The sequence below is a fragment of the uncultured Rothia sp. genome, assembly GCF_916715725.1.
In the GTDB taxonomy this organism is placed as follows: domain Bacteria; phylum Actinomycetota; class Actinomycetes; order Actinomycetales; family Micrococcaceae; genus Rothia.
The window spans coordinates 1-25,584 of record NZ_CAKAPD010000012.1 but is presented as its reverse complement, the minus strand read 5'-3'; the positions used below and the strand labels follow the sequence as shown (position 1 = coordinate 25,584).

Below are 25,584 nucleotides of genomic sequence, written 5' to 3'. Positions count from 1 at the left end.
ACGTGACGCAGAAGACGACGGGACGCACCAGCGCGCCCAAAAACGCCTCCGGGGCCGCCCCAGAATCCACAACCGACAGTACCCGATTCACCGGGCAGGAGCTTGAGACTCTGCCCGGCGCTAAGGACGCCCTGAACCTGCTCGACGAGGTTGTGGAGGCCACCGGTGGGCAGAAACGTGAAGGCCAGCGCACCATGGCGGCGCACGTGGCGCAGGCTCTTGAGCTGCAGCGTCACCTGCTGGTTCAGGCGGGTACCGGCACCGGTAAGTCTCTGGGCTATCTGGTCCCGGCCCTCGCACGTGTGGGGGAGTCCGACCAGCCAATTGTGGTAGCGACTGCGACCCTGGCCCTGCAGGCACAGATTGTCAACCGCGACATTCCGCGTCTTTTGGAAGCGCTGGAGCCGCGCCCGGAATCTCAAGCGCAGGTGGCTCTGCTCAAGGGCCGCAATAATTACCTGTGCCTGCACAAGCTGGAGGGTGGCTACCCCGAAGACGAGCCGGATGCCCTCTTTGACATGCCTTCTTCGACCTCCCGTGTGGGCGAGGAGGTCGTGCGCCTGCGCGAGTGGGCTGACCGTACGGAGACCGGTGACCGCGACGAGCTCAAGCCCGGCGTGTCCGATCGCGCGTGGGCGCAGGTGTCGGTGAGCGCCGCCGAATGTCTGGGCCGCCGCTGCCCTCTGGTGGAGGAATGCTTCAGCGAGATGGCGCGTAGCCGCGCCGCTGAGGCTGACATTGTCATTACGAACCATGCCCTGCTGGCAATTAACGCTTTCGAAGGCATGAAGGTTCTGCCCGAACATGAGACCGTCATCATTGACGAGGCCCACGAGCTGGTGGACCGCGTGACCGGTGCGGTGTCTGGTTCTTTGACGGTTGCGATGGTTCACCGCGCCGCCCGAGGCGTGAAGAAACATTCTAAGGCCGACTCCGGCGCCCTGGAGATGGCCGCCGGAACCCTGGAAACCGCGCTGGAGGGCCTGCCTGAGGGCCTGTTGAAGGGGTTGGATGGTCGCCTGCTTACGGCCCTGTCTGCTGTGAACGATGCGGCCCGCGCCGCACTTTCCGACACGAAACCGGACGGCCAAGAAGTTGACGCAGGCCTGCAGATGGCCCGTTCCCGCGTTTCGGAGGTGCACGAGGTGAGCAACCGCATCCTGGAAGCCTCGGCTGAGCAGGATGTGCTGTGGGTTTCGCGTCAGGGTGGTTGGGAGAACGGCCGCTACGTGGTTGCCTCCGATACCGACCCTGCAACCCTGAATATCGCCCCGCTGAGCGTTGGCCTGCAGCTGCGCGACGGCCTGTTCGCCGACCGCACCGTGATCCTAACGAGCGCGACCCTGACAGTGGGTGATTCCTTCGACGTTGCCGCCGGTGCCCTCGGTTTGCAGGGGGAGGGCGCTCCCCGCTGGACGAGCATCGACGTGGGCTCGCCCTTCGACTACCGCAAGCAGGGCATCATGTATGTTGCTGGGGACCTGAAGCCTCCGGGATTTGGCGTGCACGAGGGCCAGCTGGAGCGACTTCGCGAGCTGTGTGAAGCGTCAGAAGGTGGCGCCCTGGGCCTGTTCTCCTCGAAGCGCGCCGCCGAGCGCGCCGCCGAGTACATGCGTGAGCACAGTGACCTGAACATTCTTCTGCAGGGTGAGTCTTCACTGAAGGCCCTCGTGGAGGAGTTTAGCGAGGACGTCGACTCGTGCCTGTTCGGCACGATGAGCCTGTGGCAGGGCGTGGATGTCCCCGGCGATTCCTGCCGCCTGGTGGTAATGGACCGCATCCCGTTCCCACGCCCGGATGACCCGATTGCGCGGGCTCGTACGGAGTCGGTGAACCGTCACCGCGGCAACGGCTTCATGGCCGTCTCGGCGCATCACGCGGCTATCCGCATGGCGCAGGGCGCAGGCCGCCTGATCCGTTCGGTGAATGACCGCGGCGTGGTGGCTGTGCTGGATTCGCGTGTGGCGACTAAACGCTACGGCGGTTTCTTGATGAAGGCGATGCCGCCGATGTGGTCGACGCAGAATAAGGCTGCGGTGACCGGCGCGTTGGCTCGTCTTTCGGCGAGTATTGAGCGTTAGCTCGGGTGGGATTCATTCCTGGCTACGCCGCACCTTCCGCTTTGGAAATATAGAAATCACCCCGGTGATACGTGAACGTTCACGTATCACCGGGGTGATTTCTATATAGAGCTAAAAGCCTCGCGGTTATGTCTTTTAGAGGCTGTGTTGTTTAAAACAGCTTCTTTGAGATGCTGTGGCTGTTTAGAGCCCGCGTCTTTCAGAGACTGCATCTTCTAGAGGCTGTGGTTTTCTAGAGACTACGCAGCACGGAGACGACCTTACCCATGACGGTTGCGCGGTCGCCCATAATCGGCTCGTAGTTGGAGTTGCGCGGCATGAGCCAGGTGTGGCCGTCGACCTGACGGAACACCTTCACGGTTGCTTCATCGTCAAGCAGCGCAGCTACGATATCGCCGTTGTCTGCGGTGTGCTGCTCGCGGACAACCACCCAGTCGCCGTCGCAGATTGCGGCGTCAATCATGGAATCGCCCTTGACCTTGAGCATGAAAAGCTTGCCGTTACCGACCAACTGGCGGGGCAGGGCGAGCACATCCTCCACGGACTGCTCGGCGGTGATGGGACCGCCCGCTGCAATTCGTCCAACTAGGGGAACGGGTACGAGGTCTTCATCGCCGACTTCGAAGTTCGGCAGCTCGGGCAGGGACGAGGAGGAGCTACCGTGGATGCCGACGCCGTTCTCATCCAGCACCTCAATGGCGCGGGGGAGCTTGGGGTCGCGGCGAATATAGCCCATAGTCTCGAGGCGACCAAGCTGGTGAGTGACCGAGGACAGGGACGCAAGACCCACCATGTCACCAATCTGGCGCATGGACGGCGGGTAACCCTTCTGTTCAATCTCGGTGCGGATCGCGTCAAGAATCTTCTGCTGGCGCGCGGTCAGCGCCGGACGGGGTGCTGTTGCCATTTCTTTTCCTTCGGTCTGTACTCCGGCCTTTGTATTTCCGGTCGGGGCACGGATGGGTGCTTCACACGTTTTCTGGTGGTGTCCTAAAAATTTTTTGGTTCTGCCGAAATGGGTCTTATCTCGTCAGGGGGTGGAGGAATTCTATCCGTGCCGAAGCGATACCGGAGCGATACACAGGCAACGAGTATGCGCCTCCGCCCTACATAGCAATACTCAGCCAGCAGCACCTGCGGTCGATACAGAACCAAGCTGTAACGAATACAGAAACCTGCTGTGAGTAGGACTCATCAGGAGCGTGTGGAACGTCTCTTGACACCAGTGTAGAACACTACACCGAAAAACTCAAACAAATATTCTAGATTTTTTCTTCGAAACTCGAAGAAATTTTTAGTACATCTCTGCTAGACTTTAGAACAAGAGTTCGTATATACTCTTGAATCTCTCCTGAAATTCAGGATTTACGGGTGGATGTTCGAAAAATATTCGAAGATTCGACCCTGAGTATTCCGGGAGAGGAGAGTGAATGAGTGTTCGAATGTATTCGAATCCTCTGCCTCTCTCTTCGAATAATCTACCTCGGATGCTCTAGCGAGCATCTGGCGAAGAGAGAGCGCAGGGGATGGGGTGCTGGGGCGACCCAGCGCAGCCCGGTGCACCCGACGCTCTGACCTAACTAGAGAATAGCTACCCAATAGTTATCGCCTAACAATCACCACTCCATAGTTATCACTCAACTAGGACCTCCGAGCGGGTATCGCTCGGCATTGCTAGACCCGCGGGGCAACCCCGGGGCGAGCTGAGAGAAAGGAACCACAATGACTACTGCAGCACCTATTGCTTCTCAAGGCACTTCTGCACACCTTCCGGCAGGTTTGGTGGTACTTCACCCCGCCCGCACCGCGTCCGTCCGCACCGTGTCTGCCCGCACCGTGCAGGGGCGTTCTCGTGTGCTTGCGTCTCCGCAGTCTGTTCGCTCTTCTCGTGCGGCTCATGCACCCCGCCCCGCGCAGGTGGCCCAGCCTACCCACGCTCCCGCTGTTTCTGCACCTGCTATTTCTGCCAAGGCACCTGCTCCGGTTCGCTCCGCAGCTTCTGAGGCGCAGGCTGTTTCTGATGCACAGGCGCCTAGCGTGAAGAGTGCTCTTCTAGCTAAGGGTGGCGAACTTCTGCGCGCGGTTCCCGCTTCGATTCGTCGTCTTGGCACTCCGCGCGGTTTCCTGAAGGGCCTGCCTCTGCTGACCCTGGCAGCGCTGATTGTGCTCGGTGCTATTAGCTTCTTCGGCCCGGCAGCTTCTGCTTCCGTGGAGAACGCTTCGGTGACTCGAACCGTCGTTGTGGTCAAGCACGGCGAGACTCTGTGGGATATTGCTCAGGCGGTGGATCCGCAGGGTGACACCCGTGATACTGTGGTTCGTATTATGGAGTTGAACTCGTTGACCAGCACCTCTGTTGATGCCGGTCAGCGTCTGGAAATTCCTCAGACTCAGCGCTAAAGCTCAAGGCCGCGGCTCATGCCCGCTCCTGGGGTAGCAGAGCTGAGTCTGCAGATTCTGAACCCGCTATCTGGCTCAAACTGTAGTGCCTGAACTACATGAATTCTTGACCCTCTGAAATAGGAGCGCGCCGATGCCTGTCCCCGCTGAATCCACACCCGTCGAAACTGAAACTGTGCAGAGCGCTCGTCCTGTGGTTGCCGTCTTGGGCGAACCCGGAACTCGTGGCGCCCTGGTGAAGCTTCTTCAGGATGCGGGGGCGGACGTTATCGTCACTACCGTGCCCAATCAGCTGCGTGAGGCTGACGGCATGGCGGTTACGGGCGGCGCGAGCTCTCTTGAGGCATACGAAGACCTGAAAGCTAAGGATGCCGAGCGTGTGATTGGTCGCCGCGTTGCCGGCGGTCGTCCGGTGCTGGTTGCCGGCGCGGCGTTGAGCTGCCTCTTTGAGTCCGTTACGGTGGAGCATCCGCAGATGGGGCAGGTTCAGGTGCAGGGCATGGGGGAGTGGCCCGGTGAGGGTGTGGAGCTTTCGACTCGCGACCTGGCGCCCGGAACTTCCGCTCTGAGCCCGTCTACCGATAGCACGCTACTCAAGGACCTTGAGGGCGAGGCTCACTTCAAGTCTGAGCACGGCGTTTTTGAGTGGGCTTTTGATCAGAGCATTGAATATATCGCCCCTCCTGCAGTGACTTGGACTGTCACCGAACCTGCGTATATTGCGGCGGTTGAGAACGGTCCGCTGACGGCGGTGCAGTTCTGCCCGGTAGGTTCCGGCGAGCTGGGCGCGGAGTTTATGCGTCGCTGGGTTGCGTCCCTGGCGGTGACCGGTCGCCTGTCTTCTGACGACTCCGCTACTGTTGCAGGAGGTAACTAATGTCTGCGCCCGTTCTTGAACTTCTGCCCGCTGTTGATATTTCTGAAGGCTATGCGGTGCGCCCGGTGGGCGGCACCCTGTCCGGTGGTGAGCAGCGCCTCGACCCGATGGAGGCGGCTCTGACCTGGGTGAAGGCTGGCGCCCGCTGGATTCACCTGGTCGACCTTGATTTGGCGTTTGGTCGCGGTACGAATACCGAGGTTCTGGCTGAGGTGGTTGCCGCCGTCCGTGCCGAGAGCGCCCAGAACTCTGACCCGGTTCGTATTCAGGTTAGTGGCGGCGTGCGTAATGCTGAGAGCCTGGAGCGCGCCCTGAGTCTGAATCCGGACCGCGTGAACGTGACCAGTGCGGCTCTGGCGGATTCTTCCTGGCTTGAAAGCACCCTGGCTCGCTACGCTGATTCTGATCTTCTTGCCCTCGGGCTCGACGCCCGCTACAACCCCGAGCGGGGCTGGGTGACGGTGGCTCGCGGTACCGACTGGTCGGGCCCTGACCTGGCGGAGGCGCTGGCTTGGCTGGAGGGCGCGGGCGTGCGTCGCTATATCGTTACGGATGTGAGTAAAGACGGTTCTCTGGCGGGTCCCGGTGCGGAGCTGCTGGATGAGGTGCTTGCCCAGAGCGCCTGTCGGGTGGTGGCGTCCGGTGGTGTGGCATCGCTGGCTGATCTTGAGAAGCTGCGTTCCATGGTGCCTTATGGGCTGGAGGGCGTGGTGCTTGGTAAGGCACTGTATGTGGGCAACTTTAGTTTTGAGCAGGCTCTTGAGGCTGCCGGCTCCCGCTCCCGCTAAATTTTGTTCCTGCTAAAGCTGCCGGCTTGCTCTAGCCCGCATATCTAGCCCGGGTAGATTCCTTGTCCGCACAGGCTTATATACGACGAAGCCCCGTCTTCCTCATCGTGAGGGAGACGGGGCTTCGCTGTGAATAGACCGGGTACGGTTTAGTACACCGGGCCGGTGAGCTTTTCGCCGGGGCCCTTGCCGGGCTCGTCCGGGAAGGGGGATGCTTCGCGGAATGCGAGCTGCAGGGTGCGCAGGCCGTCGCGCAGGGGCGCTGCGTGCTGGGAGCCGATTTCGGGTGCTGCGGCGGTGACGAGGCCTGCCAGCGCGGTGATGAGCTTGCGTGCTTCGTCGAGGTCCTTGAGGTCGTCGGCGTTTTCGTCGGCTGCGAGGCCGCACTTGACGGCTGCGGCGCTCATCATGTGGATGGCTGCGGAGCTGATGATTTCGATGGCGGGTACGTCTGCGATGTCGCGCAGCTGTTCGTTGACGGCTTCGACCTGCTCTTCGGTGAGTTCGGTGTGGCCGTGTACGGGGGTTTCTTCTTCCGCGGTGAAGCGGAAACTCGTGTTTTCAGTGCTCATAGTCCTAGAATCTCATATTTCGTTTGTTTCGGTAAATGCGTCCTTAAGAGTGGGCGCGTCCGTGGACTTCCCGCGGTCAGGACCGCAATTTTTATGGTGTTTTACGTCTAATTCCTTGCGTCAGTCGGGGATTCTGCGGTATGGTTATAGGCAGTTTGCAAGTGGAGCATGTCTCCCACCCGGTTGACCGCCGCAGGCGTTTGTTTGCGAGTTTTGAGGTGAACGGGTTCGTCCGCCGCTTTCGGCGTACGCTGGTTTGTGCCTCCGCTTGTGTAACTGCGGGGGCTTTTTTAGTGCCCGCAACGGATAGTATTCACGGGGAAACCCACAGAGCACAGGAGCTAGTCATTAGCGAACCACGCATTAACGATCGTATCCGCGTTCCCGAGGTCCGTCTTGTCGGTCCCGGTGGCGAGCAGGTAGGCGTTGTCCCTCTGAAGGACGCTCTGCGTCTGGCTGAGGACGCCGAACTCGACCTGGTCGAGGTTGCCCCGAACGCGAAGCCGCCCGTGTGCAAGCTCATGGATTACGGTAAGTACAAGTACGAAGCCGCGATCAAGGCTCGTGAATCCCGCAAGAAGCAGGCTAATGCCGTTCTGAAGGAGATCCGTTTCCGCCTGAAGATTGATACCCACGACTACGAAACCAAGGTTGGACACGCTCGTCGTTTCCTTTCCGGTGGTGACAAGGTCAAGGCAATGATTCAGTTCCGTGGTCGTGAGCAGCAGCGCCCCGAGATGGGTGTGCGTCTGCTGGAGCGTCTGGCGGCTGAGCTGGCTGAGGTGAGCACCGTTGAGTCTCGCCCCCGTCAGGATGGCCGCAACATGGTGATGGTTCTGGCTCCGCTTCGCGGTAAGGCAGAGGCTCGCCGTGAGCAGGGCGCCGGCGGTCGCAAGGGTCGCGAGCGTATTGACACGACCAAGGCGAAGCCCGTAACTAATTCTCTGGCAGACGCTATGCCTGCCGAGTTGAAGGCACAGGCTTCCGCCGAGTAGGGAACCGGGTCGTCACTTTAGGATGGGCACGCGCCTCCACCGTTGGGTGGGTGTTGCGGGTTCACCCGGTGCCGGTTCCGAGGCACCTCGTTGGGGGTGCCTCACCTTTGGTCCTTGGGGCTGATGCGTGTATCGCTCAACCCCACTAAGCTACCCCGCCGTTGTGGCGGGGGATGAATGTAAGGAGAACGGCAGCTATGCCGAAGCAGAAGACCCACTCTGGTGCTAAGAAGCGCTTCAAGCTCACCGGTAGCGGCAAGGTTAAGCGCCAGCAGGCGAACCGCCGCCACTACCTGGAGCACAAGTCCTCTCGTCTGACCCGTCGTCTGGCTTCTGACCAGATCGTTACCGGCGGCCAGGCAAAGGTTGTCAAGAAGATGCTGGGTAAGTAAGCAACGCTTACTCTCTGCACCTGGCGCACTGATAGTGGTGCGCACTGATTAAAGACTCGCTCCTGTTCAGCGTGATATGTGAGCTGTTCAGGACATAAGACGAAGGAGACACACGTGGCACGTGTGAAGCGCGCGGTTAACGCGCACAAGAAGCGCCGTACTATTCTCGATCGTGCATCCGGCTACCGCGGTCAGCGTTCTCGCCTGTACCGTAAGGCTAAGGAGCAGGTCACTCACTCGCTGGTTTACAGCTACGACCACCGTCGTAAGAAGAAGGGTGACTTCCGTCGCCTGTGGATTCAGCGTATCAACGCTGCTTCCCGCGCACAGGGCCTGACTTACAACCGCTTCATCCAGGGCCTGAAGGCTGCTGGTGTTGAGGTTGACCGCCGTATGCTGGCTGAGCTGGCTGTTAACGAGCCCGCTGCTTTCAACGCACTGGTTGAGATTGCTAAGAACAACCTGCCCGAGGACACCTCGGCTCCCAAGGCTTAATTAGCCTAGGTTGTGTGCTTCTGCCTTGAAGATCTAGGTTCGGGGTGGGATGCTCAAGCGTCGTGAGCGGCCGTCTGCACTTTTGAGTGTGGGCGGCCGCTTTCTGCGTATCTGGGGGCTCTTGTGACTGTTCTGCTTGTGGCTGTTGTGCTTCTGACTGTTCTGCGTTCTTTGGGTGCGTCTTTGCCTGTACCCTTTAAGAGTGAACTTTTTTGAACGTATTAGTACCCCCGTTGTGATGTCCAATCCGCAGGCTGATCGTGTGCGCGATATTGCGAAGCTGCGTACCCGCGCGGCGCGCACGAAGAAGGGCCAGTTCCTGGTGGAAGGCCCGCAGGCTGTGCGTGAGGCGTTGAAGGCGCACCTGAAGAGCCCCATCCTGGACGCTGTGTATGTCACGGAGGCGGCTTTTGACCGTCATGAGGATATCGCTGAGCTGCTGGAGCAGGTGTACGGCACTCCCACCCCGGAGGAGGGCCGCCGCGTCTTTATGCGTGTGGTGACCGATGAAGTGCTGGAGGCGATGGCTGATTCGGTGAGCCCGCAGGGTATTATTGCGGTTTCCTTTATGGTGGATGCGTCGTTCTCGCTGCTGTGGGGTGAGGGCGCGTTGAACCCGAAGTTGATTGCTGTGCTGTCTCGCGTGCAGGATCCGGGTAATGCGGGCACTATTCTTCGCGTGGCTGATGCGGCCGGTGCTGACTTGGTGATTACGACTAAGGGTTCGGTGGATTTGTATAACCCGAAGACGGTGCGTTCTACCGCGGGTTCGCTGTTCCATGTGCCGATTATTCAGGGCGTGCAGCTGGAGGATTTCGCGGAGGACGTGAAGTCTCAGGGTACTGCTGTGTTGGCTGCTGACGGCTATGGTGCGGTGAATCTGCAGGAGTTGAGCGAGTACACTGCGGCTCGTCGTGCCGGTGTGGAGGCGAGTGCCCCCTCCGGCGTGAAGGGTAATTTTGATCTTTCTAAGCCGACGATGTGGCTTTTCGGTAATGAGGCGCAGGGCTTGAACGCTGAAGAGAAGGGTGCCGCTACGATGCGCGTGGCTGTTCCTGTCTATGGTTCGGCTGAGTCTTTGAATGTGGGTACGGCTGCTGCTGTGTGCCTGTATGCTTCGGCGATGGCTCAGCGCGGCGTTTCTCGCTAGGTTTTGGGCGGTTCACGGCTGTGGTACAGCGGTGGGCCGCTTTAGCATCATGGGTTTTAGAGTTTTAGTTTAGGGCTGAGAAAGGGAAATTATGTCTGCTCCTTCTGGTCATTCGGGTTCGGGCGCGATTATTGCCGCGCTGGGCGCGAATCTGGGTATTGCGGTGCTGAAGTTTTTGGCTTTTGCGCTGACTCGTTCGTCGTCGATGCTGGCGGAGGCTATTCACTCGGTGGCTGACTCCGGTAATCAGCTGCTGCTGCTTCTGGGCGGTCGTGCTTCGCAGAAGCAGGCTGATGAGGAACATCCGTTTGGTTATGGCCGTAACCGCTATATTTACGCGTTTATTGTGTCGATTATTATCTTTGCCCTGGGTGGCTTGTTCGCCCTGTATGAGGGTTATGAGAAGCTGCATGACCCGCACGGTATTACTGAGTGGCAGTGGGTTCCGGTGGCTGTTCTGGTGGGTTCGATCCTGCTGGAGGGTAATTCGTTCCGCGTGGCGGTGAAGGAGTCGCGTGAGCTGAAGGGCAAGCAGAGCTGGATGCGTTTCTTGCGTACTTCGAAGAACCCGGAGCTTCCGGTGCTTCTGCTGGAGGACGCGGGTGCGCTGCTGGGTCTGATTTTTGCGCTCTTTGGCGTGGGTCTGACCCTGCTGACCGGTAATGGCCTGTGGGATGCGTTCGGCACCCTGGCTATTGGTGTGCTGCTGGTCTTTATTGCTGTGTTCCTTGCGGTGGAGATGAAGTCGCTGATTTTGGGTGAGGCTGCTTCGCCGGAGGATTTGGCGAAGATTCGTGCGGCGATTGAGGATGGCGATAGCGAGCGCATTATCCACATTAAGACTGTGCACCTGGGTCCTGAGGAGATTCTGGTGGCGGCAAAGATTCGCATTCATGATGCTGACACTGGTCGTGCGGTGGCTGATGAGATTGACGCGGCTGAGGTTCGTATTCGCGAGGCTGTTCCTGCGGCACGCATCATTTATTTGGAGCCGGATATTTTCCGGGCTTAGTTCTAGGAGATTTTTGTTATGACCGTTGAGATGATCGTTGATGGTTTGCTAAAGATTTTCGTTGGCCTGATCATTCTTTTGGTGTACCTGCGTCTGACTCACCGTTCTCAGGCGGGGCACCAGACCCCGATTGATACCATCGGTAACTTTGTCATCGGTGGTGTGTTCGGTGGCGTGTTGTACAGCAAGCAGATTAGCCTGTTCTACTTTGTCATCTACATGGTGTTTACGCTGTGCATGATTCAGCTGCTGAACGTGGCGACCACGAAGATTCGTTTTCTGCATATGGCGGTGCGTGAGCAGCGCGTGCCGGTCATTACGGATGGTGATATCGATATTAAGAGCTTCCAGCAGGCAGATGTGGTTCTTGATCCGATGCGCCTGATTGCTGACCTTCGTGCGCAGGGTATTTACGACCTGGAAGACATTGAGTTCGCTCAGATTGAACCGAACGGTGCGCTGAGCGTGATCCGTAAGGGCGACGGTGTGCCGAACTTTGCTCTGATTGTGAAGGGTAGCTTGGTCACTCGCGATATCGCGGATGCGCACAAGACCGAGGATTGGGTGTACCTACAGTTGCGTGCCGCTGAGGTCGAGCTTGAGGATGTCTTCCTCATGGAGTTCAAGAACGGTAACCGCCTTCTGATTCTGCTGAATGACGGCACTAATATTCGCCGTGAGGTGGCAGAAGCCTCGAATATGAATGATGAGGAAGAAGAGTGGCAGGAAGGCGTGGAGGAAGCTCCTGAGCCTGAGGATACTGAGGATGCAGAGAAGGAAGTAGCGGAGCACGCTGCTGAAGATGCGCATCCGATGAAGGATTCTAAAGCGTAGAAGAAGGTAGAGAAAGATGAGTGAAGTGTCGCCCTCGTTTGAGGTTCAGGTGGTTGGCGCCGCCGTGGTTGATTCTTTGGTGGCTCCGACCCGTATGCTGGTGGCTCAGCGTTCTGAGCCGCAGACTGTTGCCGGCATGTGGGAGTTCCCGGGCGGTAAGGTCGAGCCGGGGGAGAGCTGCAAGCAGGCGCTGGTGCGTGAGCTGAAGGAGGAGCTGGGCGTGCAGGCGCGTTTGGGTGCTGAGGTGCCCGGTGCGTATCCGCAGGGCTGGCGTCTGAGCGAGCGTCTGGCGATGCGTGTGTTCTTTGCTGAGATTCTTTCGGGTACTCCGGATACTTTGGAAGATCATAGTGCTCTGCGGTGGATGCCGCTGCCGAAGTCTAAGGATGACGCGCAGGCGTACGATGACCTGCTGGGTTTGCCGTGGATTCCTGCTGACTTCCCGATTGTGGAAGCGCTCCTGCAGCAGCTGCAGGACACTGGCACTGGCGAGGCGTAGACCCAAGGTCTGACCTAATGCTCTGCGCTAGTTCGTTGCGAGGCTAAGTCACCGTTATGTGACACGTTCGCGGCGGTAACAGGATAAATTTTCTCTATCTTTTTTGACGCTGTTTGAAGGCGGGATTCCTTTCGGGGAGTCCCGCCTTTATGCATCTTTTGAGGGTGAATTATGCGCCAGGTGATTCTGACTTGTGTATTTGTGGGGGAGAGGAATTTGTCATATATGGGTTCGACACGGATACATACTTTGGAAACCAATCGGTAGGCGGGTAGTATTGAGGGAGAAATCACATACGTATTGGGAGACAATGATGACTGCTCAACCCCCGTTTGATCCGGGTGCCTACCGCTCCGACGCGGTTCCCTCGGACACTCAAGCTATTTATATTCAGGAAGGCGGCGCTGAGCCGCGCGGAATTCTGTTCCACTCGCCGACCAAGCACCCGAAGATTCTGCGTCTGCAGGAGATTATGATTGTCTCCGCGCTGCTCTGCTTGATCCACGGTGTTATTTCCTCGTTCGCACCGGATAACCTGTCCCCGCTGAAGGGTCTGCCGGAGGTCGGCGTTGCAGGCGGTATCGGCCTGCTGGTTGTTTCTGCGGTTGTGTACATCTGGGTCTACTTCACGATTCAGAAGGGCAAGCGTCTGGGCCTGACTGTCGGTCTGATTTTTGCGATTCTGGGTGCGTTCGTGGCGATTCTGTCTCTGATTGGTAATGTCATTGACGCTCAGCGCTACGGCTTCGTGCCCCTGTACGCGGCATGGTTCATTGCGAACGTGCTGTGGATTCGTGCTTCTTTTGACCCGGCTGTGAAGCAGGCTCTGAAGTAGAAGTACCCTCTTCAACCCTGTTGTTGAAAAGATATACTCTAGAACGCCCGGATGGACTATCCGGGCGTTCTGCTGTTTGCGCTTCCTTCTCTGGTCTAAAATGGATAGGATATACGCCCGTCGCCATCCCCCTGTTCCGCACCCTGTGCGGGTAGCCGGGGGAGAGCAGACGGTGCTGCCTAAGGTGTATAACGAGCCAGCCGGCATAGTGCCGGTGGTATGCAGAGAAGAGTGACAATGACCGATTCCGTGCAGGAACACGAGGGTCTTAACGGCCCGGCTCAGGTTCTCGCCCGCATTGCGCAGGTTCTGGAGGAGAACCCCGAGAACGGTTTGGACGCTATCCGTGAGGCTTTTGAGGCTGAGCGTGAGCGCGCCCGCCAGGAGATTCGCGAGAAGGCTAAGGACTTTGACAGCCTCAAGGAGGTGCGCCTGAGCTTCTTCGGTGAGAAGGGCATCATGAGCATCGCTAACCGCCAGATGCGTGATCTTCAGAACCAGCACAAGGGCCCGGTGGGTAAGCTGATGGGTCAGGCTCGTGCAGCCCTGACTGAGGCTATTGAGGCTCGTACCGCCGAGCTGGAGGCTGAGCGTGAGGCTCGTATCCTGGCTGAGGAAGCTGTGGACGTTTCTGCTGCTTCGCCTCGCCGTTCCCTGGGCGGCCGCCACCCGATTGCTCTGATGCAGGAGCGCCTGACTGATATCTTCGTTGGTATGGGCTGGGAGGTTGCTGACGGCCCCGAGCTGGAGTCTGAGTGGTACAACTTTGACGCTCTGAACATTAAGCCGGATCACCCGGCACGCGAAATGCAGGACACTTTCTACGTTGAGCCGAAGAACGCTCACCTGCTGCTGCGCACTCACACGTCGCCGGTGCAGATGCGCTCGCTACTTTCGCGTGATTTGCCGCTGTACATTGTGTGCCCGGGTCAGGTGTACCGCACCGATGAGCTGGACGCGACCCACACCCCGGTCTTCCACCAGATTGAGGGCCTTGCCGTGGATAAGGGCCTGACGATGGCTGACCTGAAGGGCACCCTGGAGTACATGGCACGCGCCATGTTCGGTGAGGACGCTAAGATCCGCCTGCGCCCGAACTTCTTCCCGTTCACTGAGCCTTCCGCTGAGCTGGATTTGTGGCACCCGAACGCTAAGGGCGGCCCGCAGTGGATTGAGTGGGGCGGCTGCGGCATGGTGAACCCGAATGTTCTGCGTGCTGCGGGTATCGATCCTGAGGAGTACTCGGGCTTCGCTTTCGGTATGGGTATTGAACGTACCCTCATGTTCCGTAACAACGTCGCTGACATGCATGACATGGTTGAAGGCGACATCCGTTTCTCTGAGCAGTTCGGGATGGAGATCTAAATTATGCGTGTACCCCTGTCATGGCTGCGCGAGTTCGTGCCTGTAGCCGAGGATGCTTCGGCTGAAGATTTGATGGCAACCCTGGTGAAGGTTGGCCTGGAAGAAGAAGACGTTCACCGCCCCTCTGATGAGCTGTCCGGACCAATTGTGGTTGGCCAGGTGCTCTCCATGGAGCCGGAGACTCACTCTAACGGCAAGACCGTGAACTGGTGCCAGGTGCGTGTGGTTCCGGAAGGTCAGGAACAGACTCTGACCGGTAAGGGCATTGAGCCTTCCGGCGTTCAGGGCATTATTTGTGGTGCCCACAACTTCAAGCCCGGCGACAAGGTTGTTGTGACCCTGCCCGGTGCTGTTCTGCCCGGCGGTTTCGCGATTACCGCCCGCAAGACTTACGGCCACAAGTCGGCTGGCATGATTGCCTCGACCCGTGAGCTGGGTATTGGCGATGACCACGGCGGCATCCTGGTGCTCTCGACCCTGGGCCTGGACCCGGAGGTTGGCACCGACGCGATGGAGCTGCTGGGCCTGTACGATCAGGCTGCTGAGGTCAACGTGACCCCGGACCGCGGTTACGCGTTCTCTCTGCGCGGTATTGCCCGCGAGTGGTGCCACGCTACCGGTTCTTCCTTCGAGGATTTTGTGCTGGCGTACGGCGAGCGCGCCCCGGAGGCGAACGAGTCCGGCCACGCTGTCGTCCTGCGTGATGACGCCCCGATTCACGGTAACCCGGGCTGCACTCGTTTCGTGATGCGCGAGGTTTCGGGCGTGAAGGCGGATGCGCCGGTTCCGACCTGGATGTCTTCGCGTCTGCGTCTGGCGGGTGTGCGCTCGCTGTCGCTGCCGGTGGATATTTCGAACTACGTGATGCTGGAGACCGGTCAGCCGCTGCACTTCTACGATGCTGACAAGGTTCAGGGTGAGATTGTGGTGCGCCGCGCCGCTGCTGGCGAGAAGCTGGTGACCCTGGATGGTGTGGAGCGTGTTCTGCACCCCGAGGACATTGTTATTGCTGATGATTCGGGCGTGATTGGTCTTGCCGGTGTGATGGGTGGCGCCTCCACTGAGGTGACTGATTCGACCACCCGTATCCTGGTTGAGGCTGCTCGTTTTGATGAGGTGTCGGTGGCTCGTACTGCTCGCCGCCACAAGCTGATTTCTGAGTCTTCGAAGCGTTTTGAGCGTGGCGTGGATCCGCAGATTCAGGCTGCAGCTGCCCAGCGTGCGGTAGAGCTGCTGGTTGAGCTGGCTGGTGCTCAGGCTGAGCCGGGCGTTACTGACGTATCCCTCGGTTACGAGCCGGTCGTGATTGACCTGCCGGCTGATTACACTGCCGGTCGTATCGGCGTGGATTACTCGCCGGAGCAGATTGAGTCCTGCCTGCGTGAGATTGGTTGCTCGGTGGAGCGTACCGAGTCCGGTTACGCTGTGACCGTTCCGTCGTGGCGTACCGACCTGCGCGCGAAGGAAGACCTGACCGAGGAAATCGCACGTATCGACGGTTACGAGAACATCCCCTCGACTCTGCCGGTGGCTCCTGCGGGCCGCGGTTACACTCCGGAGCAGGCGGGTAAGCGTCGTGCGCTGAATACGCTGGCGGCTTCCGGTCTGACTGAGGTGTTCGCGTACCCCTTCGTGTCGGCTGATGCGAATAACCTGTGGTCGGCTCCGTGGGTGAGCACCCCCGAGAACCCCGTGACCGAGGTTCCTTCGATTCGCCTGGAGAACCCGATTTCTTCGGCTGAGGGCTGGATGCGCCGCTCGCTGCTGCCGGGCCTGGTTGAGGTTCTGAAGCGTAACCTGTCTCGCGGTTTCAAGAACCTGGCTATTTTTGAGTCGGGTCACGTGTTCATTCCGGGTGAGCAGCTGGGTTCGGAGTCTATTCCGCCGCTGGGTGCTCGTCCTTCGGATGAGGTTCTGGCTGATCTGAATGCCGGTATTCCGCAGCAGCCCACTTTCATTGCTGGTCTGTTCGCAGGTACTGAGCACGAGGCGATGCCGGGTGCTGCTCCGCGTGCTTACGACTGGCGTGACGCTCTGGACGCTGTGCGTCTGGTGGCTGCCGCTGTGTCTGCTGAGATTCAGGTGCGTAATGGTGTGCACACTGCGTTCCACCCGGGCCGTGTGGCTGAGGTTCTGAACGCTGCCGGTGAGCGTGTTGGTTTCGCTGGCGAGTTGCACCCGAAGCTTCTGCAGGAGCTGAACCTGCCTGAGCGTACTTGCGCGTTTGAGCTGGATTTCTCGGCGCTGTTCGCTGGTCGTGTTGAGGCGCATCAGGCTGTTCCGGTGCTGACGTTCCCGGCTGCTACTCAGGACGTGGCGCTTCTGGTGGATCGCGACCTGCCTGCTTCTGAGGTGGAGCGTGTTCTGCGTGAGGGCGCTGGCGAGCTGCTGGAGGATATCCGCGTGTTCGATGATTACCGCGGTACCGGTATTGATGAGTCGAAGAAGTCCTTGGCATTTGCGCTGCGTTTCCGTGCGCCGGATCGTACGCTAACTGCCGATGAGGCGTCGGCTGCTCGTGAGGCTGCTGTGGCTGCGACTGTTGAGCAGCTGGGTGCAGAACCGCGTGTCTAACCGGGTCTAACCCTATGGCGTAGTGCCTAGTGCTGACGGGGTGGGAGTCGCTGGCTCCCACCCCGTAGCTTTTGGCGTTGCGTCGTGGGTTTACCCGTCGGTGTGTTCATGAAGCGCTGATAAGCGCTTTCCTTGGTGAACTCATGTGGTTATGGGTACCCTAGAAGATAGATGAAGTGAGGGAGAGAGTAATGGCTAATCGAGAGAACTCGCGCGAGCAGGACGAGCTGTCGCAGTCTGAGGTCGAAGAAACCTATTTCGAGGATTCTCAGTACGATGACTCTGAGTATGAAGACCCTGAGTATGAGGAGTACGACGAGTACGAGGATTACGACGATGAAGAAGAGAACTCCTCTCTTTTCGCGATGAGTGAGGAAGAGCTGGATGACCGTCCGGGTGTGAACTGGCTGTCGGTTCTTTCTGCTGCTGTTGCGGTTATTCTTTCCATTGTTTTGGCTATTGCGGGTGTCCGTGCTTTTGCGTCGGTGAATAATAACGCCGAGTATGCCGGTAAGAGCTGGGTCATTCAGGGCACCTACCAGGATTTGACTCCTGACCTGATTACGAAGGGTAATGTTGCTCGTTATAAGGGCAACCTGCCGGCTGATGACGCGCTGAATGGTAAGACCTATGTGTCGAACCTGAAGGATAAGTATCAGGTGACTTCGGGTGCTCCGATTGAGTTCCGTGGTTCGCAGACTGGTGATGTTCCCTCCGAGTTCCCGCGTGAGGTAGACGGCCTGTTGGTGGAGAAGGGCGGCACTCTTGAGGTCGTCTACACCGCTGAGAAGGGCACGTTGAAGCCTGTGACTGAGGACAGCGTGAATGCTGAGCGTTTTGCCGGTATCGCAAGTATTGTTGGTGCGGTGCTGGTGCTTCTGCTGGGCCTGGGTTTTGCTGTGTGGCTGAACCGCCGATCGCGCGATGTCGAGTATGAGGACCTGGATGGTCTGGTGGAGGATGAACGCTAGGCGTTCTGAGTCCTGAGGATTTACCTCGAAGTTTTGTTGAAGGAGCCTGTTTCTGGCGCACGTGGTGTTGCTGGAGGCGGGCTCCTTTTTCATGCTCGCCTGTCGGAGGTCTCTTGACCGGCGCGGCGCACCAGCCCACAATGTTCTTGCACGCTATGCATTCATTGCGAGGTTATGCGCCCGAATGTGTAGATACACGTTACATTCGCGGCGTTTTGCGTGACAGCTGGTGAGATAAACCCTGAAATTTCCCCCATATCTTGGAATAATCCGTATTTGGTGCGCATATTTATGTGCATATGTATTATCTTGGGTAGTAAAGAATGTTGCGCTGCGCCACCGTTGGGCAGCTCCGTTCTGAATTCGTGATTGGCACCGTAGGAAGAAGAGATATTATGCCTTTCCCCTCGACCAAGATCGCGCGTCAGGCACGCATCGTTGAATTGCTGCAGACCCGACGTGTCCGCTCCCAGGCTGAACTGGCGCAGTACCTGACCGATGATGGTATGAAGGTTACTCAGGCGACCCTTTCCCGTGATCTTGTTGAAATTGGCGCTGAGCGCATCCGTGATGAAGGCGCCGGCTTGATTTATGCTGTGCCGAATTATCCTGCTCGTCGTGGCGGCGGTACTGCACCTGATGCCCGTATGATTTCCCTGTTTAAGGAGCTGCTGATTACCGCTGAGGGTTCGGCGAATATTACGGTTCTGCGTACTCCTCCGGGTGCCGCGCAGTTCTTGGCGTCGTCGATTGACCAGGGCGGTCTTGAAGCGATCATGGGCACTATTGCCGGTGACGATACGGTCATTGTGGTTACTCGTGACCCCAATGGTGGGGCTGCGCTTGCCGAGAGCTTCTTGGATTGGTCTGCTGCTCAGTAGTAGCTGGGGCGTATCTTGCGCTGTTCTTCTGATGTTTCGGGGGGAGCGGTTGAAGGTACGCCCTTCTGCTGTCTTTGGGCTCTTTTCCGGGCTCCTTGCCGGGCTTCTAGCTCGGCTTCTCCTTTTTAGATTTACCGATTTTTCTGTGGTGAGAGTTTTCTATCATGTCTGAAATGCACGATTCAGCGAACAATATTGCCTACCTTTTGGCGGAGGCTGCTTCTGGTTCTGGGGCCAAGGCGGCTTTGGCGATTCCGGCTTCTGACTCTGCTGATGTGCAGGTGGTGAGCTACGCGCAGTTGGCGTCTGCGGCTGCGCAGGTTCAGCGTCATGTGGCGGCGCTCGGCGTTGAGCGTGGCGACCGTGTTGCGTTGTCTATGCCGAATGTAGCGTTGATGCCGGCGTTGTATTACGGCATTGTGGCTGCGGGTGCGATTTGTGTTCCGTTGAATCCGCTGTTGTCGGGTGCTGAGCTGGACTATCATCTGCGCGATAGCGGGGCAAAGGTGCTTTTTGCTTTTGCGGGTACTCGTCTGGCGTCGGAGGCTTCCTCGACGGTACCGGTGAAGAACGGTTCGGTTCGTTGTGAGATTTTCACCGGGGGAGAGGGTTCGCCGGTGGCTCCTTTTGATGCGCCTGCCGATAGCGCGCTGTCGGATGCTGTTCCGTCGGCTGCTGTTCTGGAGCCTGTCCCGGTGGCGGCGAGTGACCCGGCGATTATTCTGTACACCTCGGGTACGACTGGTCGTCCGAAGGGCGCGACGCTGACTCACGCGAATATCCTCTCGAATGCTCGTAGCTGCGTGAGCGTTTTTGGTTTCACCGCTGAGGACGTCATTTTTGGCGGTCTTCCGCTGTTCCACGCGTTCGGTCAGACGGTGTCGATGAACGCGGCGTTTGCGGCGTCGGCTACGGTTGCTTTGCTGCCGCGTTTTACCCCTGATGGTGCGCTGAATCTGATGGAGCGTGCCGGGGTGTCGGTGTTGGCTGCGGTCCCGAGCATGTATGTGTCGTTGGCGGCGGCGCTGGAGGCTGAGCCTGAGCGTGCGCGCTCGCTGCGTGGTCGCATCCGTTTCGGTATTTCGGGCGGTTCGCCGCTGCCTGCGCCGGTGCATTCTGCGTTGAAAACACTGATTGAGTGCCCGGTGTATGAGGGTTACGGTTTGAGTGAGACGTCGCCGGTGGTTTCGTTTAATCAGGCGGAGTTTGGCATGGTGCTCGGTTCGGTGGGTCGTGTGCTGCCGGGCGTGCAGGTGCAGGTCCGTTGCCCGCAAGGTTCAGAGTGCGCGCCGGGCGTGAGCGGTCAGCTGTGGGTGCGCGGTGAGAATGTGATGGCTGGCTACTGGAACAATCCGGCGGCTACTGCTGAGGTTTTTGACGGCGAGTGGTTTGCGACCGGCGACGTTGCTCGTGTTGATGAGCAGGGCAATATTTTTATTGTGGACCGTATTAAGGACATGGTTCTGCGTAACGGCTATTCGGTGTATCCGCGTGAGATTGAGGATGTTCTCTATACCCATGAGCAGGTGCAGTCGGTAGCTGTGTTGGGCGTGCCGGATGAGCGCGTGGGCGAGGAGATTGTCGCCGTGGTGATGCCGCGTCCGGGTGCTGATGAGGGCGTGCTGCAGGCGGAGTTGAATGCGTTGGCGCGTACTCGTTTGGCGGCGTATAAGTATCCTCGCCGCTACGTGATGGTGGAGAGCATGCCGCTGGGGCCGACCGGCAAGATTCTTAAGCGTGACTTGCGGGTTGTGATTCAGAGAGGCTAATCCCGGCAGATGGTTCTTGTCGCTCATCTGAGGACAAGCGCGGGTGAAGAGGGTAGAATTTTGTAGGCGGCTTCTACCGCGTTATTGTTCCCGGGTGTTTTTTTCGGGACTATCCCCTTCACGAAAGAGAGAGCATGAGCGTTCCCGCTTCTGAGGCTTCGCGAACCCCTATTGAGCAGTTGATTCCGGCTGCTTGCGCTACGATTCCGAATTACCCGCATGAGGGTATCCTCTTTTACGATGTGACCACTCTCTTCGCTAATGCTGAGGTGTTCAAGGCGTGCATTGATGAGCTGGCTACTCGTTTTGAGGGTCAGTTTGATGTGGTGGCTGGTGTTGAGGCTCGCGGTTTCTTGCTGGCTTCTGCGCTCGCGTACGCTACCGGCACTGGCGTGATGACGGTTCGTAAGGCGGGTAAGCTTCCGCGTGAGACGTACCGTGAGGAGTATGCGCTGGAGTACGGTAGCGCGGCGATTGAGATTCACTGTAATGATTTCGCTCCGGGTACTCGTGTGCTTCTGCTGGATGATCTGCTGGCGACTGGCGGTACCCTGGTGGCTGCCGCGAAGCTGGTGGAGCGCGCGAACCTGAAGGTTGCCGGCGTTGGCGCTCTTCTGGAGCTGGATGGTCTGGGCGGTCGTGAGGCGTTGGATGGTTACCGTCTTGAGACGCTGAGCTTGGTGTCTGAGTACCCGCTGCCGTCGAAGTAGTTTTATAGAGTTTGAGGCTTACCGCCGGTTGGGCGTGTGTAGCTGATAGTGATGAGGGGTGCCCTGCCGGTTGAGCCGGTGGGGCACTTTTCTGTATGGGCCGGTGCGGGTTTTCTACGGGGGTAATATTTCTGCCCTTCGGAGCCTGTCCTGTAAAATAGTGACCCGTATTTTTGGGTGTCTGTCGCACCCTGTCTTTGAGACACCATAGGTTTAAGGAGCTTACGTGTCATCTGAATCTCTACCCCAGCAGTCTGCTGATTCTTCGGCGGCTGAGAAGCTGTTTGCTGAGCAGATGGCTGCGGAGCGTGAGTATGTTGCTCGCGTGTATGCTCGCCTGGATGAGCTCCGTGAGGAGACGGCTGAGAAGCTGGCTGCTGTGCGTAAGAATCAGGCGGTGGGCGGTCATCAGAACCGTTCGGAGCGTGACTCTTTTGCTACTCACTATGAGGATCGTTTGGCGCAGCTGAATGCTGTGGATTCTCGTCTGACGTTTGGCCGACTGGATATGGACCGTGAGGGCGCTGATGCGGTGCGTTATATCGGTCGTATTGGTATTACGGATAGCAATCAGCAGCGTCTGCTGATGGACTGGCGTGCCCCGGAGGCGGGTACCTTCTATCAGGCGACTGCTTTCCACTCGATGGGTGTGCGCCGCCGCCGTCACCTGATGCTTGAGGGCCGCACTGTCGTAAATATTGAGGATGAGGTCTTCGATTCGGAGATGCTGCAGGATGAGGACACCCTCCACGGTGAGGGTGCTCTGTTGGCGGCGTTGAATAAGAAGCGTACCGGCCGCATGGGCGATATTGTGGCGACGATTCAGGCTGAGCAGGATGTGATTATCCGCTCGGAGCTGCCGGGTGTGCGTGTTGTGCAGGGTGGCCCGGGTACCGGTAAGACTGCTGTGGCGCTGCATCGTGCGGCGTACCTGCTGTACACAAACCGTGAGCGCCTGTCGAAGGCTGGCGTGCTGGTGGTTGGTCCGTCGAATTCGTTCATGTGGTATATCGAGCGTGTGCTTCCTTCGCTGGGTGAGACCGGCGTGGTGATGGCTTCGTTGGCGACCCTGTACCCGGGTCTGCGTGCTGTGCCTGAGAAGGACCGCGCGGTTGCCGCGTTGAAGGGCGATTTGCGCATGGTGAAGGTTATTAAGCGTGCGGTGGCGGATCGTCAGAAGGTGCCGGCTCAGGTTCAGCGTCTGAATGTTGAGGGTACTGATGTTGAGCTGACTCCGGAGATGGTTCGTTCGGCTCGTTCTCGTGCTCGTTCGACGGGTAAGCCCCATAATGAGGCTCGTGAGACGTTCGTGAAGATTCTGTTGAAGGAGCTGACCGCGAAGCTGGATGATCAGCTGAACCGTGCGGCGGGTCGTGTGGTGGAGCGTCCGTATCTGCAGGATGATGTGCGTGCTTCGATGGATGTGCGCCGTGCCTTGAACTTGGCGTGGATGCCGCTGTCGCCGGAGACTCTGTTGCGTTCGCTGTTTTCGAAGCCGCACTATCTGGAGTCTGCGACTCGTGAGTTGTCGAAGGCTGAGCGTGAGCTGCTGGCCCGCCCGGCGGATGCCCCCTTCACGGAGGCTGATGTTCCTCTGCTGGATGAGGCCGCTGAGCTTTTGGGTGATTTTTCGAAGGTGACCGGTGCGGCTGCTGCGGCTCGTGCCGCGGCGGAGCATCGCGCGAACCTTGAGAATGCGGCGAAGGCTCTGGAGAATGTTCACCAGTCGCTGGAGGATATTGGCGCTGATGGTGTGATTACTCCTGAGCAGATTGCGATGATGAATGAGGTTCGTGGCGAGCGTATGACTGCTGCGGCTGCGGCGTCGGCTGATCGTACGTGGGCGTATGGCCATATTGTGGTGGATGAGGCTCAGGAGCTTTCACCCATGCAGTGGCGTTTGCTGATGCGTCGTTGCCCGATGAAGTCGTTTACGATTGTGGGCGATATTGCTCAGGCTTCTTCTGCTGCGGCTGCTTCGTCGTGGTCGCAGGCGTTGGAGCCGTTTGTGGGTGAGCGTTTCACTCTGGAGGAGCTGACGATTAATTACCGTACTCCGGCTCAGATTGCTGAGGCGGCGGTGTCGGTTGCTCAGGCTGCTGGTTATGAGGTGTCTGCGCCTCGTGCGGTGCGTGAGGGCCAGTGGCCTCCGCTGGTTCATGAGGTTGCCGCCGAGTCTGTTGTGGAGCAGACCGTGGCCGTGGTCAGCGAGGAGGTCGCTCATTCGGGTGGCGCGCTGATTGGTGTTGTGTGCCCGCCGAGCCTGTATGTTCAGACGGCTCAGGCTGTGGCTCGTGCTCATGCTGATCGTACGGGTACCGCGCAGACTGCGTTGGAGAATCAGGTGCTGGTTCTGACTCCGTGGGAGGCGAAGGGCCTGGAGTTTGATGTTGTGGTGATTGTTGAGCCGCAGCAGCTGATTGATGATGCTGATGGTGCTGTGGGCGACTTGTACGTGTCGATGACTCGTCCGACTCAGCGCCTGCACATGGTGGGTTCGCGGATGCCCGCGGGTCTGTAGCCTTGCGGCTCGTGTAGCCTCTATCTGTTATTTCTTTGAGCCGGTGCCGCACCGGTTTGGGCGCTCGCTTGGGTTTTTCTGAGCGTTTGGGCTGGTGCGGTGCTAGGCTTGTTACATATTTTGTTCGAGCGCCTTCGGGCGTTGTTACCTTGTGAATGGGAGAAGCATGTCTGCCGAGATCCTCAACGCGCAGCATAATGACGATACCTTCGAGAATATTTGGCAGGAGCTGAAGTGGCGCGGCCTGGTGCACGTGAGCACTGATGAGGCTGCTTTGGAGAAGGCGCTGAGCGAGGAGAGCCTGACTTTCTATACGGGTTATGATCCGACTGCGGCTTCTTTGCACCTGGGTCACTTGGTGCAGCTGCTGGTGATGCGTCGTCTGCAGCTGGCCGGTCACAGGCCGCTGGGTTTGGTGGGTGGTTTCACCGGTTTGATTGGTGATCCGCGTCAGACGTCTGAGCGTGTGCTGAACTCTCCTGAGGTTGTTGCTGAGTGGGTTAAGTCTCTGCGTGCTCAGATTGAGCGTTTCCTGTCTTTCGAGGGTGAGAACGCTGCCCGTATGGTGAATAACCTGGACTGGAGCGGTCAGATGTCTGCTCTGCAGTTGCTGCGCGATGTTGGTAAGCACTTCCGCGTGGGCACCATGGTGAAGAAGGAGATTGTGGCGAAGCGCCTGAACTCCGACGAGGGCATTTCGTACACCGAGTTTTCGTACCAGATTCTGCAGGGCCTGGACTTCTTGGAGCTGAACCGTCGTTTCGGTTGTACTCTGCAGACCGGTGGTTCTGATCAGTGGGGTAACCTGACGAGCGGTACTGAGCTGATTCGTAAGGTGGAGGGTAAGAGCGTTCACGCTATTGGTACTCCGCTGATTACTAACTCTGATGGCACTAAGTTCGGTAAGAGCGAGGGTAACGCTATTTGGCTGAACCCGCAGATGTGCTCGCCGTACGCTTTCTACCAGTTCTGGCTGAACACTGCGGATGCGGATGTGCTGGATCGTTTGAAGGTCTTTACTTTCTTGACTCGTGCTGAGATTGCTGAGTTTGCGGAGAAGGTTGAGAAGGAACCGTTTAAGCGTGAGGCTCAGAAGACTCTGGCGTACCTGGTGACTTCGCTGGTTCACGGTACTGAGGCTACTGATCAGGCTGTGGCTGCTTCGGAGGCGTTGTTCGGTAAGGGCGATTTCGCTGCTCTGGATGAGGCTACCTTGGAGTCTGTGGTTGCTGAACTTCCTTCGGCTAAGCTGTCCGAGGACCGCCTGGACATGATTTCTGTTCTGACTGAGCTGGGCTTTGCGAAGTCTAACTCTGAGGCTCGTCGCATTCTGAAGGAGGGCGGCGCTTCGGTGAACGGCGTGAAGGTTCAGGGCGAGGACGCAGCTATTTCTAAGGATGATCTGCTGCACGGTCGTTTTGCGATGGTTCGCCGCGGCAAGAAGAACCAGGGTGCTGTAGAGCTGATCTAATACAGAGCTGATTTAGTCTTCTCGATACATATAGATGGGAGGGGTGCTTCTCTGCTGAGTGTTTAGTACTGAATGTTCGGTGGGGGAGTGTCCCTCCTTTTCTGTTCCCTATATACACAGAGCCCCTCCATCAGGAGGGGCTCTTCTTGTATCGTTCTGCTGCCCTCTGTCTTGTATCGTTCTGCTACCCTCTGGCTCTGGGGTTTCTTGGTTTGTCTTTGTTGGCGAGGGCTTTGGGCGCCTTTCGACCCTGTTTTGGGGCTCCAGCGAGGGGAATTCGCAGATTTTTGAGGTTTCTAGAAGTTTTTTGAAGATTTTTTAGCACCCACAAAACGCGCTGACTAGGCGATTTAGTGTCTGAGAGGGTGTTTGAGACCCTTTCAAGGCCCTTT

22 protein-coding genes are annotated in these 25,584 nt (G+C 58.3%); 20 read left to right on the top strand and 2 right to left on the bottom strand.

The features are described from left to right. Nucleotides 1-2: 2 nt before the first annotated feature. Nucleotides 3-2,081: an ATP-dependent DNA helicase gene (locus tag QZ822_RS07230; RefSeq protein ID WP_294643651.1), complete on the top strand. Its 2,079-nt coding sequence runs from the start codon at nt 3-5 to the stop codon at nt 2,079-2,081. Between the two features lie 232 nt (nt 2,082-2,313). Here QZ822_RS07230 and lexA read toward each other — a convergent pair whose 3' ends face one another. Next, nucleotides 2,314-2,988 (bottom strand): transcriptional repressor LexA, encoded by a 675-nt coding sequence (gene lexA, locus QZ822_RS07225; RefSeq protein WP_070614766.1) that lies wholly within the window; start codon nt 2,986-2,988, stop codon nt 2,314-2,316. Nucleotides 2,989-3,803: 815 nt separating this feature from the next. Between lexA and QZ822_RS07220 the strand changes: the two genes are divergently transcribed. From QZ822_RS07220 to QZ822_RS07210, 3 genes are all read left to right on the top strand, one after another. Then, nucleotides 3,804-4,481: a LysM peptidoglycan-binding domain-containing protein gene (locus QZ822_RS07220; protein ID WP_294628815.1), complete on the top strand. Its 678-nt coding sequence runs from the start codon at nt 3,804-3,806 to the stop codon at nt 4,479-4,481. A 133-nt stretch (nt 4,482-4,614) separates the two neighbouring features. Continuing rightward, nucleotides 4,615-5,358 (top strand): imidazole glycerol phosphate synthase, encoded by a 744-nt coding sequence (locus QZ822_RS07215; RefSeq protein ID WP_294643648.1) that lies wholly within the window; start codon nt 4,615-4,617, stop codon nt 5,356-5,358. Next, nucleotides 5,358-6,146, top strand: a complete 789-nt coding sequence (locus QZ822_RS07210; RefSeq protein WP_294643646.1) for a HisA/HisF-related TIM barrel protein — start codon at nt 5,358-5,360, stop codon at nt 6,144-6,146. Before QZ822_RS07215 ends, QZ822_RS07210 begins: the two co-directional genes overlap by 1 nt. 149 nt (nt 6,147-6,295) lie before the next feature. Here the strand turns inward: QZ822_RS07210 and QZ822_RS07205 are convergent, their stop codons facing one another. After that, nucleotides 6,296-6,718: a DUF1844 domain-containing protein gene (locus QZ822_RS07205; protein WP_012903892.1), complete on the bottom strand. Its 423-nt coding sequence runs from the start codon at nt 6,716-6,718 to the stop codon at nt 6,296-6,298. A gap of 293 nt (nt 6,719-7,011) precedes the next feature. On the opposite strand from QZ822_RS07205, the gene infC reads away from it, so the two are divergent. From infC to tyrS, 16 genes are all read left to right on the top strand, one after another. Next, the gene (gene infC, locus QZ822_RS07200) at nt 7,012-7,713 is read left to right on the top strand and encodes a translation initiation factor IF-3 (protein WP_005507875.1); all 702 of its coding nucleotides are present in this window, start codon (nt 7,012-7,014) and stop codon (nt 7,711-7,713) included. A 197-nt stretch (nt 7,714-7,910) separates the two neighbouring features. After that, entirely contained in the window at nt 7,911-8,105 is a 195-nt protein-coding gene (gene rpmI, locus QZ822_RS07195; protein ID WP_004006287.1) for a 50S ribosomal protein L35, read from the top strand. Between the two features lie 114 nt (nt 8,106-8,219). Then, a complete protein-coding gene (gene rplT / locus QZ822_RS07190) occupies nt 8,220-8,600 on the top strand; it encodes a 50S ribosomal protein L20 (RefSeq protein WP_005507127.1) in 381 nt (126 codons plus the stop codon). 238 nt (nt 8,601-8,838) lie between these two features. Then, nucleotides 8,839-9,750 (top strand): RNA methyltransferase, encoded by a 912-nt coding sequence (locus QZ822_RS07185; RefSeq protein ID WP_294643695.1) that lies wholly within the window; start codon nt 8,839-8,841, stop codon nt 9,748-9,750. Between the two features lie 91 nt (nt 9,751-9,841). Continuing rightward, on the top strand, nt 9,842-10,762 hold the full coding sequence (locus tag QZ822_RS07180) for a cation diffusion facilitator family transporter (RefSeq protein WP_070687935.1): 921 nt from the start codon (nt 9,842-9,844) through the stop codon (nt 10,760-10,762). Nucleotides 10,763-10,780: 18 nt separating this feature from the next. Further along, on the top strand, nt 10,781-11,596 hold the full coding sequence (locus tag QZ822_RS07175) for a DUF421 domain-containing protein (RefSeq protein ID WP_294643644.1): 816 nt from the start codon (nt 10,781-10,783) through the stop codon (nt 11,594-11,596). Nucleotides 11,597-11,612: 16 nt separating this feature from the next. Further along, nucleotides 11,613-12,095, top strand: coding sequence for a (deoxy)nucleoside triphosphate pyrophosphohydrolase (locus tag QZ822_RS07170; RefSeq protein WP_070507681.1), 483 nt, complete (start codon nt 11,613-11,615; stop codon nt 12,093-12,095). A 313-nt stretch (nt 12,096-12,408) separates the two neighbouring features. Beyond that, on the top strand, nt 12,409-12,930 hold the full coding sequence (locus QZ822_RS07165) for a hypothetical protein (RefSeq protein WP_049352677.1): 522 nt from the start codon (nt 12,409-12,411) through the stop codon (nt 12,928-12,930). A 237-nt stretch (nt 12,931-13,167) separates the two neighbouring features. Beyond that, nucleotides 13,168-14,295 (top strand): phenylalanine--tRNA ligase subunit alpha, encoded by a 1,128-nt coding sequence (gene pheS, locus QZ822_RS07160; protein ID WP_070594156.1) that lies wholly within the window; start codon nt 13,168-13,170, stop codon nt 14,293-14,295. 3 nt (nt 14,296-14,298) lie between these two features. Beyond that, entirely contained in the window at nt 14,299-16,869 is a 2,571-nt protein-coding gene (gene pheT, locus QZ822_RS07155; protein WP_294643641.1) for a phenylalanine--tRNA ligase subunit beta, read from the top strand. Between the two features lie 191 nt (nt 16,870-17,060). Continuing rightward, nucleotides 17,061-17,840, top strand: a complete 780-nt coding sequence (locus QZ822_RS07150; protein ID WP_294643639.1) for a hypothetical protein — start codon at nt 17,061-17,063, stop codon at nt 17,838-17,840. 395 nt (nt 17,841-18,235) lie between these two features. Then, a complete protein-coding gene (locus tag QZ822_RS07145; RefSeq protein WP_044150633.1) occupies nt 18,236-18,721 on the top strand; it encodes an arginine repressor in 486 nt (161 codons plus the stop codon). A 164-nt stretch (nt 18,722-18,885) separates the two neighbouring features. Continuing rightward, on the top strand, nt 18,886-20,490 hold the full coding sequence (locus QZ822_RS07140; protein ID WP_294643636.1) for an AMP-binding protein: 1,605 nt from the start codon (nt 18,886-18,888) through the stop codon (nt 20,488-20,490). 134 nt (nt 20,491-20,624) lie between these two features. Further along, a complete protein-coding gene (locus tag QZ822_RS07135; RefSeq protein WP_294643634.1) occupies nt 20,625-21,200 on the top strand; it encodes an adenine phosphoribosyltransferase in 576 nt (191 codons plus the stop codon). Between the two features lie 226 nt (nt 21,201-21,426). Continuing rightward, entirely contained in the window at nt 21,427-23,721 is a 2,295-nt protein-coding gene (locus tag QZ822_RS07130) for an AAA family ATPase (protein WP_294643631.1), read from the top strand. Between the two features lie 166 nt (nt 23,722-23,887). Next, nucleotides 23,888-25,192, top strand: coding sequence for a tyrosine--tRNA ligase (tyrS, locus tag QZ822_RS07125; protein WP_294643630.1), 1,305 nt, complete (start codon nt 23,888-23,890; stop codon nt 25,190-25,192). Nucleotides 25,193-25,584 lie beyond the last annotated feature (392 nt).

Excerpts from the sequence above, each read along its gene's own strand:
- QZ822_RS07175 (WP_294643644.1), top strand. The coding sequence starts at position 10,781 with ATGACCGTTGAGATGATCGTTGATGGTTTGCTAAAGATTTTCGTTGGC.
- QZ822_RS07185 (WP_294643695.1), top strand. The coding sequence starts at position 8,839 with ATGTCCAATCCGCAGGCTGATCGTGTGCGCGATATTGCGAAGCTGCGT.
- QZ822_RS07205 (WP_012903892.1), bottom strand. The coding sequence starts at position 6,718 with ATGAGCACTGAAAACACGAGTTTCCGCTTCACCGCGGAAGAAGAAACC.
- QZ822_RS07215 (WP_294643648.1), top strand. The coding sequence starts at position 4,615 with ATGCCTGTCCCCGCTGAATCCACACCCGTCGAAACTGAAACTGTGCAG.
- pheS (WP_070594156.1), top strand. The coding sequence starts at position 13,168 with ATGACCGATTCCGTGCAGGAACACGAGGGTCTTAACGGCCCGGCTCAG.
- QZ822_RS07145 (WP_044150633.1), top strand. The coding sequence starts at position 18,236 with ATGCCTTTCCCCTCGACCAAGATCGCGCGTCAGGCACGCATCGTTGAA.
- QZ822_RS07170 (WP_070507681.1), top strand. The coding sequence starts at position 11,613 with ATGAGTGAAGTGTCGCCCTCGTTTGAGGTTCAGGTGGTTGGCGCCGCC.
- QZ822_RS07150 (WP_294643639.1), top strand. The coding sequence starts at position 17,061 with ATGGCTAATCGAGAGAACTCGCGCGAGCAGGACGAGCTGTCGCAGTCT.
- QZ822_RS07165 (WP_049352677.1), top strand. The coding sequence starts at position 12,409 with ATGACTGCTCAACCCCCGTTTGATCCGGGTGCCTACCGCTCCGACGCG.
- tyrS (WP_294643630.1), top strand. The coding sequence starts at position 23,888 with ATGTCTGCCGAGATCCTCAACGCGCAGCATAATGACGATACCTTCGAG.
- lexA (WP_070614766.1), bottom strand. The coding sequence starts at position 2,988 with ATGGCAACAGCACCCCGTCCGGCGCTGACCGCGCGCCAGCAGAAGATT.
- QZ822_RS07220 (WP_294628815.1), top strand. The coding sequence starts at position 3,804 with ATGACTACTGCAGCACCTATTGCTTCTCAAGGCACTTCTGCACACCTT.
- QZ822_RS07180 (WP_070687935.1), top strand. The coding sequence starts at position 9,842 with ATGTCTGCTCCTTCTGGTCATTCGGGTTCGGGCGCGATTATTGCCGCG.
- QZ822_RS07210 (WP_294643646.1), top strand. The coding sequence starts at position 5,358 with ATGTCTGCGCCCGTTCTTGAACTTCTGCCCGCTGTTGATATTTCTGAA.
- pheT (WP_294643641.1), top strand. The coding sequence starts at position 14,299 with ATGCGTGTACCCCTGTCATGGCTGCGCGAGTTCGTGCCTGTAGCCGAG.
- rpmI (WP_004006287.1), top strand. The coding sequence starts at position 7,911 with ATGCCGAAGCAGAAGACCCACTCTGGTGCTAAGAAGCGCTTCAAGCTC.
- QZ822_RS07135 (WP_294643634.1), top strand. The coding sequence starts at position 20,625 with ATGAGCGTTCCCGCTTCTGAGGCTTCGCGAACCCCTATTGAGCAGTTG.
- QZ822_RS07140 (WP_294643636.1), top strand. The coding sequence starts at position 18,886 with ATGTCTGAAATGCACGATTCAGCGAACAATATTGCCTACCTTTTGGCG.